Below are 12,203 nucleotides of genomic sequence, written 5' to 3' on the forward strand. Positions count from 1 at the left end.
GAATAGCTATGAACGACAAAGACCTTAAAATAAAATACGATACCATTTGCCAGCACCTGGCCGAGCGGAAATTAAAACCTGCTTTTGATCTGTTGGGGAGTCTGATTCACGAAAGCGGATTGCTGATTCACCTTGATGAATGGCGCAACCTGGAGCAGAACTACAGCTACATGTTAAAATATACGGTTGAAGGAATTCAGGATCCTGAGCGCCAGAAAGTTTACCGGAAGCTGATTGTTTCGGTTTTCGAGCTGTGCGACAAAATTTATGATGAGCTACGATTGAAAATGTCGTCGACGGTTACTTACGAGAAAAAACGCGGACACAAACCGACGCTTCAATTTGATACGCTTTTAGATGAGCTGGAAGATTTTTACCTGCAGGAGCAACTGGTTTCGCTGGTTGATGATGCTGAGGTGCAACAATCATCGAAGCGGATTAGTGCTCGTGATCATCAGCAAAAAATGGTGACCTTGTTTTATTTCGTATGGTTTCAGAATGAATTAAACGATGAGCACCGTACATTTTTAAAGGCTTTTTTAAACAGCGAGCTGATTGAAAAATCATACAAGTCGTTTATCGTTTCGGCGTTGCTGATGAGTTTGCTGCGTTATTTCGATGAGGCCAAATTTTCAGTGCTTTTTGATGCTTACGATCACGAGTTGCCTGAAATCAATCAGCGGGCGATTGTTGGTTTGCTCATTGGTTTTTACCGTTACGACAGTCGTTTGTCATACTATCCGTCGATTACCGGACGACTGAAATTGCTGAATGAAAATCCGGACTTCAAACAAAACCTGGAGCAGGTGATTGTTCAGCTTATCCGGAGTAAAGAGACGGAAAAGATTCAGAAGAAGATCACCGACGAGATTTTGCCGGAAATGATAAAGATAAGTCCGAACCTGAAGGACAAAATTAATCTCGACAGTTTGATGGATGATTCTCTAGGAGAGGATGAAAATCCGGAATGGGAAAAGATTTTTGAGGATTCGCCGGGCCTGATGAATAAAATGGAGGAGTTCTCGGAGCTTCAGATGGAGGGCGCCGATGTGTTTATGAGCTCATTTGCCATGTTGAAAATGTTCCCGTTTTTTAGCGAATTTGCCAACTGGTTTATGCCATTCTTTACCAAAAATCCGGAGATTGATTTTGTTGTCAATCGCGCCGATTCGGTTACTGAACAGTTTCTGAAGGCTATTGCTGCTGCTCCGGTTTTGTGTAATTCCGATAAATATTCGTTCTGTTTTAGTTTGCAAAATATTCCGGCCGAAAATCGCGAGTTTATGGCCGAAGGATTAAAAGCTGAAATGCAACAGTTTGATGAACTGCAAAAGGATGAGGCTTTGACCGATCCAAGTAAGAAAGCGGCTTATATTTCAAATCTTTACATTCAGGATTTATACCGTTTTTTCAAATTGCATCCACGCAAAACGGATTTTGAAGATATATTCAACTGGCGTTTCGATTTTCATAACAAACAAACGCTGGGCGAAACGCTGAAAGAAGATGCAAACATTGTTCGGAATATTGCTGAATACTATTTCTCGAAAAACTATTATAACGAGGCTGCCGAAGTATTTAATTACCTGCTTAGTGAGGAAAAAAGTGGGGAGTTGTACCAAAAGCTTGGGTACTGCTACCAAAAGCTCGGTGATTTTGAGCAGGCTTTGAAAGCGTATAAGAGTGCCGAGTTGTTTGAGCTGAACAAAAAGTGGAACCTGAATAAGATCGCATTGTGTTATCGCAATTTAAAACAACCGAAAAAGGCCCTTGAGTACTATCGCGAGGTGGAAGTACTGGACGAGGATAATTTAAATGTGCAGCTAAATATCGGTCATTGTTTGCTGGAGCTGGATCGTTTTGAGGAAGCTTTAAAAACCTATTTCAAGGTAGAATATTTGATGCCTGACAACAAAAAGGTGTGGAAACCCATTGGCTGGTGTTCGTTGATTGCCGGTAAATTTGAGCAGGCAGAGAAATACTTTGCAAAACTGATAGATGACAGTCCAAATAAACACGACCTGATGAATATGGGGCACGTGCAATGGTGTTTGGGAAAACGAAAAGAGGCGCTGGATTATTACAAACAGTCGATTGTAAAAACAGAATTTACAGAGCGCGAGTTTTTCGAGGTTTTCCACGAAGATCTGCATTATTTAACAGGGCTGGGAATTGATAAAGATGATGTGCCAATCATGCTCGATCAGCTGCGGTATTTTGTAGAAGAATAGGGGAGAATATGGAATAATGATTAACGAATGCTGATTTTAGATTTAAGAAAATAGACAATTCGTATTTTTAATCGCCAATCAGTATTCGTTAATCGAAATTCAACATTTAATTTATTTCATCCAGTTTTTTACGGCCTCAATATTCATTTCGTTAAAGATGTTTTTTGCCTCGGAAGTATAAAGAAATTCCAACTCCTTGTTAAAGTTGGCAGTTACTTTGTCGCGAACCATTTTCATGGTGGCGTTCAGCATTTTATTATCGGTTGTAAACGCCTCGGGTAAAATAGCAACTGTTGCAGGCAGCCAGCGCTCGGGAAACTCACCCTGGTATTTTCCGCCTTTTTTGTATTCATTAATTTCTTTCTGAATAATTTCTATCGCTGCTTTTGCTGCTTCATCGCTTCCTTTTTCAATACCACGGTTTTTCAGCTCGCGGTTAATAGCTTCCATATCGGGCACAATCATTCCCGTGGTGTACGGATTTTGGTTGTTGTAAAGCATTATCTGCTGGATGTACGGCGACTGATCAACCAGAGCCTCTTCAATTCCCTCAGGGCTGTATTTTTCGCCATCGTTACCAATCAGCAAACTTTTGAATCGTCCTAAAACATACAGGAATCCGTTTTTGCCCATGTAGCCCATGTCGCCGGTGTGCAACCAGCCGTTCTTAATGGTGTCGGCAGTTGCCGTTGGATTGTTCCAGTAGCCTAACATTACGTTGTCACCTTTTATCACAATTTCGCCTTTTTGACCGGTTGGCATTTCATTGCCATCATCGTCAAGGATTTTTATTTCCATATTTTTAACCGGTTTTCCCGATGAGCCAAAAACAACATCGTGCGGCACATTCGACGAAATAACAGGTGAAGCCTCAGTGAGTCCGTAGCCCTGGCAAATGGGGAGTCCTACAGCATAAAAGAAACGTTGCAGCTCAATATCCAGTAATGCACCACCGCCAACAAAAAACTGCAGGTTGCCTCCAAAACCTTCACGAACTTTGGCAAATAATATCTGGTCGAATAACCAATAAAGCGGTTTCAAAAAGAATCGCCATCCTTTGCCGCGATTGTTGCCGTAGCCGTTGTGTGCATACGCCACTTTTAGGGCAAACTGAAAAACTTTATACAGGAATTCTCCTTTTTTGCGAATACCGGCTTCAATGTTTTTTCTAAATGTTTTTGAATAAGCCGGCACGCTCATCATCAGCGATGGTTTGATTTCCTTTATATTTTTCGGAATATTTCGAAGCGTTTCCATTGGCGAGTTGCCAATTTCAACCGATGCAATACTGGCACCTTTGTACATAAACACATACAAACATGTGGTGTGCGCAAATGCATGATCCCACGGCAAAATTGCCAGTGTTATCCACTCAGATTGCAGATCGAGAAGCGAATTGGATTGAACAACGTTGGCCGCATAATTCAGATGTGACAGCATAATCCCTTTCGGATCGGCAGTAGTTCCTGAGGTATATGAAATGTTTGCCACATCGTTTGGCTCAATTCCTTTCCATACTTGTTCTGTTAGCTCGGTATTTTCTTTTCTGAATTTTGCTCCGGAAGCTAATAATTCTTTGTAATCAATATCATTTTCTCCCGGATTTTCTTTTCCATCAATGTAAACTACTTTCTCCAGCTCCGGCAATTCATCGCGAATTTCCTCAACTTTTGCGGCATGTAATTTCGATACGAAAATATATTTACTTCCACTGTGTTTTATGCGGAAAGCCAACTCGTTGTTTTGCAAACGAATCGACAGCGGCACGTTAATACCACCGGCATACAACATGCCTAGTTCGCTGATGATCCAGTCGTTGCGTCCATCGGCAATCAATGCAGCCCGGTCGCCTTTTTTGAAACCCATTTGAATGAGTCCTGCTGCCAGGTCTAATACTTTTTCGCGGGTTTCTTTGTAAGTGGTAGGTCGGTATTCACCTTTTGATTTTTCCCAGAGATACGGGTTGTCGGGGTAGTTAGCAACAGCGGTTTCAAATAGCGCAACGATGGTTTTCATAAGTTGATAATTGTATTAAAAAAATCCCGGTAAGATCTTTTACTTTATATTCAAACAAAATGTTCGTATTCAAAAATAAAAAAAATACCGGTATACCAAGTTTGTTTCAAGGTGAGCCTTGAATTGTTTTGAATATTTTGTGCTTAGGCAAGGCGAAAAATTGAGTTATAGCCAAAGTTACGGCGATATTTTCAACGAAGCATAAGCGCAAAAGAACGAAAGAATAAGGCTTGTATTGAGATAATTTTGGTATTGGTTGGTTTTATTCGGTGCAGATCAAAAAAAAATGCCCTTTCGGGCATTTCCTTTATTCGGTAATAAATTTGTAAATCGTTTTTTGGTCGTAAAGCTCTCCCGGCTTTAAGATTGTTGTTGGAAATTTTGGGTGATGCACTGAGTCAGGGTAGTGTTGCGTTTCCAGAGCAATACCCGAGTAGCTTCCAAATTTCTTTTTACCATCGATGGTAAACTCAGGGATCCAGTAACCGGAATAAACCTGCATTCCGGGCTGCGTAGTATAAACTTCTACCATTCGTCCGCTTTTTGCCTCGCTCAGTGTTCCGGCCATAATCAGGTCGCCATCTTCGTTATCGAAAACAAAGTTATCGTCGTAGCCCATTTCAAGTCCACCGGCACTAATTTTTTTAGCCGAGGTAAAATCAAAAGCAGTTCCAACTACCGGAAGAATTTTACCGTTTGGAATTTGCTCCACCATGTCAGTTATTTTGGTGGCATTCAATTCCAGCTCGTGGTTCAGAATATTCTCTTTTCCGCCGGTTAGGTTGAAGTAAGTATGGTTTGTCAGGTTAACCACGGTTGTTTTATCTGTTTCTGCATAATACTGAATTGCAAGATCGTTTTGTTCGTTCAGCGTATAAATACAGGTAACTTTAAGGTTTCCCGGATAGTTTTCCTCGCCATCGGGGCTGAGGTAGCTTAATTTTACACCAACTTTGTTTTCTTCTTCAATAATTTCGGCATCGAATAATTTTTTGTCGAATCCTTCCAAACCGCCATGTAGATGGTTCGGTCCGTTGTTGATGGCCATTTCGTAAGTTTTGCCTTCAATTTCCAGATCGCCTTTTGCAATGCGGTTTCCAAACCGGCCGATAATGGCTCCAAAATAGGGGCAGTTTCCCAAATATTCATCGCTTTGGTAGGTTTCCAGTTTATCGAAACCACAAACGATATTGTCGATTGAGCCATTTTTGTTAGGCATGTCAATAGCTGTGATAATGGCACCGTAGTTGGTTATTTTAATTTTAATCGAGTCGTTGCTAAGTGTAAAAAGCTGGGCTTCGCGTCCATCTTTTAATGTTCCGAAAGGTGTTGCAGTTATTTTCATTTTTAACTTATTATTTTTCACTTTATACGCAGACGGGGTAATTTTCGGTCTGCAATTTTGTAATTATTCTCTGTGTAATACTGAGTGCTATTTTACTGTTTTTTCCTGAATTTTCGATCAAAGTTAGTAAAGCCTGGTATTAAATTTTAGCTTTGGTTAAAATAGCCGATTTAAAGTCGTGTAACAATTGTAACGTGTTCTGTACGGTTTCATTACGCCAAACAACTGCTAACTGAAAATTTTGAAGGAACAAAAATGCAAAAAATCAATAACCTAACTGGTAGGTACTGGTGGTGTTTTAAAACATCATTTTGTAATAAAAAACTACTATTTTTGTGTAAAGCTTAACTAAATGCCAAGAAGAAGAGTAATTTCCATTAACGCCAAATCAGCGGTGCCGAAGTATCGTCAGATAATCGATTCGGTACAAAAATCAATTGAAAAACGACATTTGAAGAAGGGAGATAAGGTCCCGTCGATAAATCAGATATGTTCAGAATTTAATCTTAGTCGCGATACGGTAATGTTTGCCTTTAACGAGTTAAAATCGAAAGGCATTTTAAAAAGTCAGCCCGGAAAAGGGTACTACATTGCCAGCACCGAAATTAAAGTTGAAGAGCGCGTTTTTGTGTTGTTCGACGAGCTGAATGCTTTTAAAGAAGACCTTTACAATTCGCTGATCAATTCGCTAAAAGGCAAGGCTACGGTCGAAGTGTATTTTCATCATTTTAACTACAAAGTTTTTAAAAACCTGATTACGGAGAGTATCGGGAATTACACATCGTATTTAATTATGCCCGCTACTTTCGATAATACCGGGCATTTATTGTCGAAACTTCCGCAAGACCGTGTTTATATTATCGACCGACTGAAGCCCGAATTGTCAAAATACCCAGTGGTTTACCAGGATTTTGAACAGGATTTTTACGATGCGTTGGTAGAAGGGAAGGAGATGATTGAAAAGTACCGGAAGCTGGTGTTTGTAAATCCTGGCGGAAAAGAACCGGCGGAACGATCGGAGGGATTTAAGCGTTTTTGCGAGGAAAATGATTTTAGGTACGAGATCGTAAAATCGCTTACCGGCGTAAAACCATCGTTGTGGGAAGCCTACTTTCTGATTTCGGACCGCGACCTGGTGGAAATGGTGAAAATTGCCAAATATTGTAAGTTTAAACTGGGCAAAAAATTTGGTGTAGTTTCCTTTAACGACACCATGTTGAAAGAAGTGGTTTCGGGGGGTATTACAACCATTTCAACCGATTTTACCGAAATGGGAAAAACACTTGCCAATATGGTTGTAACGCGCGACAAATCACAGGTTCGCAACAAAGCGCGAATGATTGTGCGGAATAGTTTATAAATGTTAAATCTGTTGTGCAACATCTTTTCAAGGTGTCTGTAGCTGGCTTTAAAAACTATATTTGTACCCACCAGTACCTACCAGTTGGAAAATAGATATTAAAGTATATAAATCAATAACAGATTATGACTAAAATTAGCACATTAAATGAAAAAATTAACGGGGGAGATAACCCGTTATTCAAGGAGTTATACGGTAGCGATGTTGCCGAATTAAAAGTTCAGGCAGATCGTTATGCTGACTTGATGGGAGAGTTTGAAAAAACATATGGAGCCGATGATGTTTCATTATTCAGTTCTCCGGGACGTACAGAAATTGGCGGAAACCACACCGACCACAACTACGGTCGTGTTTTAGCAGGTGCGGTAAACCTCGATAATATTGCAGTTGCAGCCAAAAACGGAACAAATACCGTTCGAATTCTATCGGCCGGTTATCCTCAGTTCGAAGTGGAGTTGAGCGATTTTCAACCCAAAGAAAATGAATTTTACACCTCAACTTCGCTGGTAAAAGGTATTGCTGCCAAAATGAAAGAGAATGGTTACGAAATTGGTGGTTTCGATGCTTGTATCGAAGGTCGTGTCCCAAAAGGATCGGGATTGAGTTCCTCTGCTTCATTCGAAGTGTTGATCGGTGCTATTTTTAGCGAACTTTTCAACGACGGAAAAATGGATGCGGTTGAGAACGCGATCATCGGTCAGTGGAGCGAAAATAACTACTTCGGAAAACCATGTGGTTTAATGGATCAAACAGCTTGTTCGGTAGGTGGATTGATCACTATCGATTTTAAAGATCCGGCCAACCCGATTGTAAAAGAAGTTGATTTTGATTTTGTGTCAACCGGCTTTTCATTGGTAATTACTGATGTTGGTGGTGGTCATGACGATCCTGCTTCGCAAGCTGAATATGCTTCGCTTCCAACTGAAATGAAATCGGTTGCTGCCGAGTTAGGTGCAAACGTTCTTCGCGAAGTTACTTTGGAGCAAATCGTAGAAAAAATTCCTGAAATCAGAAAGAAAACAGGCGATCGTGCACTGCTACGTGCTTACCACTTCCAGGGCGACAACGCACGTGTTGTAAAACAGGTTGAGGCTTTGGAGAACAACGATTTCAGAGCTTTCCTTGATATGGTTGTTGAGTCGGGTTACAGCTCGTACATGTATAATCAGAATATTTATGATATCGTTCATAAAGACGAACAAGTGGTTTCACTCGGATTGGCATTAAGCGAAATGGTGCTGAAAGGCAGCGGCGCATGGCGTGTTCACGGTGGTGGATTTGGTGGTACTATACAGGCATTTGTGCCACAGGAAAAACTGGATGAATACGTAGAGGTTTTAGAACATGTTTACGGAAAAGGTACTTGTCATAAATTGTTTATCCGCTCTAAAGGTTCGATAAAACTTGACTTGTAGAACATCTTACTACTCTGTTAGTGGCAAAAAGATAGTGCGAAAAAAAACATCTTAATTGTTCACTATTTCAATTGATATTTTAACTTTGAGGCCGAATATTTGACTTATCCCGATTCTTACGTCGGGATAAGTTAGTTTTTCGACCTAAATTATAACTGACATAATCATTCAGATGAGTTTTAATATAGAAGACCATCCCCATAAAAGATATAACCCGTTAAATGGCGATTGGATTCTTGTGTCGCCACACAGGGCAAAACGGCCTTGGCAGGGACAGGTTGAAAAACCGGTTGTTGAAGAACGACCAAAGTACGATCCGAATTGTTACCTCTGCGCAGGTAACGAAAGAGCCGGAGGAAAAGTAAATCCTGATTATAAAGGAACCTTCGTATTTACCAACGATTTTAGTGCATTGCTTACCGATACTCCTGAAGGAGGTATCGACGATGGCGAACTGTTTCAGGCGCAAAGCGAAAGCGGTATTTGTAAGGTGATTTGCTTTAGCGAAGATCACAGCCTTACTATTCCTGAAATGGAAGTGACCGATATTCGAAAAGTAGTTGATTTGTGGTGTGAGCAATATACTGAGTTGGGCGAAAATCCTGCTATCAATTACGTGCAGATATTTGAGAACAAAGGCGCAATTATGGGTTGTTCAAATCCGCATCCGCACGGACAGATATGGTCGTCGAAAGGAATTCCTACTGAACCAGCAAAAGAAAGCAAAACGCAAAAAGAATATTTCGGGAAACATGGAAAAACCATGCTGCTCGACTATGTAAATGCAGAACTGGAAAAGAAAGAGCGTTTGCTCGATCAGAACGATTCGTTTGTGGCATTGATTCCATTTTGGGCGGTTTGGCCGTTCGAGGCAATGATCATCAGTAAACGACCTGTTCAGAATATTCTGGAACTGACAGATGCAGAACGAAGCGATTTAGCAGATATCTACAAAAAACTAACTGTAATGTACGATAACCTGTTTGAAACATCGTTTGCATATTCTGCTGGACTGCACCAGGCGCCAACCGATGGCGAGGACCATCCGGAGTGGCATTTACACATGCATTTTTATCCGCCATTATTGCGCTCGGCAAGCGTTAAAAAGTTTATGGTTGGATACGAAATGCTAGGAACCCCGCAACGTGATATTACGGCTGAAGGAGCTGCCAAAAGGTTGCGTGATTTGCCTAAGACTCATTTTAAAAAGAATTAATTATTAATTACTTAAATCAATAAAATTATTATGGAAGCTAAAAAACAAAATTACACAGTGCCTATTATCATGATGATTCTGCTGTTTGGTATGATTGCATTCGTTACCAACCTGGCAGCTCCAATGGGTGTTGTGCTTAAATCACAATTCGGGGCGAGTAACTTTCAGGGAATGATGGGTAATGCCGCAAACTTTATTGCCTACGCCGTAATGGGAATTCCCGGTGGTCTTTTACTTCAGCGAATTGGTTATAAAAAGACTGCATTAATTGCAATTGCAGTTGGATTTGTTGGTGTTGGAATTCAATATTTATCGGGTCATTCAAGCGAATCAATGGCATTTACTGTTTACCTGATCGGTGCATTTGTTGCAGGTTTCTCAATGACCCTGTTAAACACCGTTGTAAACCCAATGCTTAATACCCTTGGTGGTGAGGGAAATAAAGGAAACCAATTAATTCAGGTTGGAGGTTCTTTCAACTCTGTAATGGCTACTTTTACTCCTGCCTTTGTAGGTATTTTAATTGGATCGCAAGTTGCTAATGCCCGTATTACCGATATTTTCCCGGTGATGTACATTGCATTGGGTATTTTTGCTTTAGCTTTCTTTGTATTGTTAGCAGTTAACATTCCTGAACCTCACGTAAGTGCAGCGTCAGAATCAATCAAAAGTTTGATGGCAGGTGCTATGCAGTTCCGTCACTTCATCTTTGGTGCTATCGGTATTTTTGTTTACGTAGGTGTTGAAGTAGGAGTACCGGGAACGCTGATTTTCTGGTTGACTGATCCAAGTGCATCTATTGCGATAGACGCCGGTACCGCAGGTTCCGTAGCCGGAACTTATTGGTTGCTAATGCTTGTTGGCCGTTTGGTTGGAGCATCTATTGGAAGTACAGTATCGAGTAAAACGATGTTGACGGTTGCTTCATTTGTTGGTATGATATTCGTTCTTTTGGCAATTATTTTGCCTACATCTACTGTTGTAAGCATGCCGGTATTCCAGGCTCAAGGCAGTTCAATGTCATTTGCTTTTGCACAAGTTCCGATTAACGCCATGTTCCTTGTTTTAGTAGGACTTTGTACTTCAATTATGTGGGGTGGTATCTTTAACCTTGCTGTTGAAGGTTTGGGTAAATATGTTGCTGCTGCTTCAGGTATCTTTATGACACTTGTTGTAGGTGGTGGATTGCTTCCATTGGTACAGAATGCTGTTGCCGACGGTATCGGATTTCAGCCTTCGTACTGGGTACCATTCTTAGGATTGGCTTACCTGTTCTTCTATGCAACAGTTGGTAGTAAAGTAACTAAACGTGCCGAAAGTGTTAAACTTTAACGAGAATTAAACCTCACTTGTTGAGGATTTAAATATCAATTCGGGATTATCCCGGAAAGCCATCCGTCAGCTGACGGATGGCTTTTTTTATGTCTCGGTAAAAGAAGTTTGGAAATGTAAGGTGTTGCATACACTTTTTTTTATTTTAGCACCACTTAATTACTACTATGTACGATATTATCGGCGATGTTCATGGTTATGCGGCCCAGCTAAAAAAGCTATTGTTAGAGATGGGCTACCGGAAAACGAATGGTAGTTATTCGCATCCTACCCGAAAAGCAATTTTTGTGGGCGATTTTATCAACCGCGGGCCTGAGATCAGAAAGACAATCCGGACGATTAAAGCGATGGTTGAAAACGGCCACGCTTACGCAGTGCTGGGTAATCACGAACTCAATGCTATTATTTATCACCTGAAAGACAAACAGGGAAAATCAATTATTTCAAAACCGAGTAAATACTTTTTGTCGCTTTTTAAAACCATCAACGAGTATTCGTCAGGATCAAAAGAACTGAATGAGCAATTGCGATGGATGCGCACTTTACCACTTTATCTCGATTTAGGCGAAATAAGGGTAGTGCACGCCTGTTGGTGCGAAGATGTCATTAAAGTTGCCGACTCGCTGTACGAAGATGGCCGGATAAGAAAGCGCGTGTTTCGTAAGGTGTATAAGAAATCAAGTTCGGAGGAAGCCCAAAGTGTGTGGCGGCTAACAAAAGGTGTGAACCTGAAATTACCGTCCGATCTGAGGGTGATGAGTAATAAAGGTGTTTCGCCGCGTTCTTTCCGCATTCGTTGGTGGGATAACCTGGAAGGAAAAACATTTAAAGAAGCTTCGTTTGAAAGTAAATATACGATGCCGTCGTATACCATTCCGCCGGAAATTGTACCGGAGACTTTTCCTTACCCCGATGATGCTCCTATTGTTTTCTTCGGACACTACTGCAGAGGGGCCGGACCGCACATAATAAAACACAATGTTTGTTGCGTTGATTCGTGTGTTGCGGGCACAAAATCACTTTTAGCGTATAGGTGGAGTGGCGAAAAGGAGCTAGATATGAATCATTTAGTGAAAATATAGAATTTTATTTCCATGTATTGTTCTGATATTCAGGCGGATAAATAAAAAATCAAAAAATTATTTTTTTGTATTGCAGGTAAAAAAAGAAAGTATATATTTGCATCACCTTTGCAAAGGGTAGCAAGCCCGGAAAAAAGGTAAAAGTTCTAAAAAAACGGTGGCGTAGTTCAGTTGGTTAGAATGCCGGCCTGTCACGCCGGAGGTCG

General features: G+C 40.8%; 8 protein-coding genes. 6 read left to right on the top strand and 2 right to left on the bottom strand.

The genetic code is table 11. The features are described 5' to 3' along the window. The first annotated feature begins 8 nt into the window (after positions 1-8). Entirely contained in the window at positions 9-2,231 is a 2,223-nt protein-coding gene (locus QZ576_RS08365; protein WP_297096003.1) for a tetratricopeptide repeat protein, read from the top strand. Between the two features lie 111 nt (positions 2,232-2,342). On the opposite strand, the gene QZ576_RS08370 is transcribed toward QZ576_RS08365, so the two are convergent. Further along, entirely contained in the window at positions 2,343-4,247 is a 1,905-nt protein-coding gene (locus QZ576_RS08370; RefSeq protein WP_297096005.1) for a long-chain fatty acid--CoA ligase, read from the bottom strand. 307 nt (positions 4,248-4,554) lie between these two features. Further along, positions 4,555-5,592 carry an aldose epimerase family protein gene (locus tag QZ576_RS08375; RefSeq protein WP_297096007.1) on the bottom strand — a complete coding sequence of 346 codons (1,038 nt, stop codon included), beginning with the start codon at positions 5,590-5,592 and terminating at the stop codon, positions 4,555-4,557. A gap of 352 nt (positions 5,593-5,944) precedes the next feature. Between QZ576_RS08375 and QZ576_RS08380 the strand changes: the two genes are divergently transcribed. The 5 genes from QZ576_RS08380 to QZ576_RS08400 all read left to right on the top strand — a co-directional run bounded on the left by QZ576_RS08380 (position 5,945) and on the right by QZ576_RS08400 (position 11,997). After that, positions 5,945-6,952, top strand: a complete 1,008-nt coding sequence (locus QZ576_RS08380) for a GntR family transcriptional regulator (RefSeq protein ID WP_297096009.1) — start codon at positions 5,945-5,947, stop codon at positions 6,950-6,952. 125 nt (positions 6,953-7,077) lie between these two features. Continuing rightward, the gene (locus tag QZ576_RS08385; RefSeq protein ID WP_297096010.1) at positions 7,078-8,367 is read left to right on the top strand and encodes a galactokinase family protein; all 1,290 of its coding nucleotides are present in this window, start codon (positions 7,078-7,080) and stop codon (positions 8,365-8,367) included. Between the two features lie 172 nt (positions 8,368-8,539). Further along, complete coding sequence (locus QZ576_RS08390; protein ID WP_297096011.1) at positions 8,540-9,583, top strand: UDP-glucose--hexose-1-phosphate uridylyltransferase; 1,044 nt, start codon at positions 8,540-8,542, stop codon at positions 9,581-9,583. Positions 9,584-9,613: 30 nt separating this feature from the next. Beyond that, positions 9,614-10,915, top strand: a complete 1,302-nt coding sequence (locus tag QZ576_RS08395) for an MFS transporter (RefSeq protein WP_297096013.1) — start codon at positions 9,614-9,616, stop codon at positions 10,913-10,915. Positions 10,916-11,082: 167 nt separating this feature from the next. After that, entirely contained in the window at positions 11,083-11,997 is a 915-nt protein-coding gene (locus QZ576_RS08400; protein ID WP_297096014.1) for a metallophosphoesterase, read from the top strand. Positions 11,998-12,203: the final 206 nt, after the last annotated feature.

The sequence above is a fragment of the uncultured Draconibacterium sp. genome (genome assembly GCF_913060805.1).
Classification (GTDB): Bacteria; Bacteroidota; Bacteroidia; order Bacteroidales; family Prolixibacteraceae; genus Draconibacterium.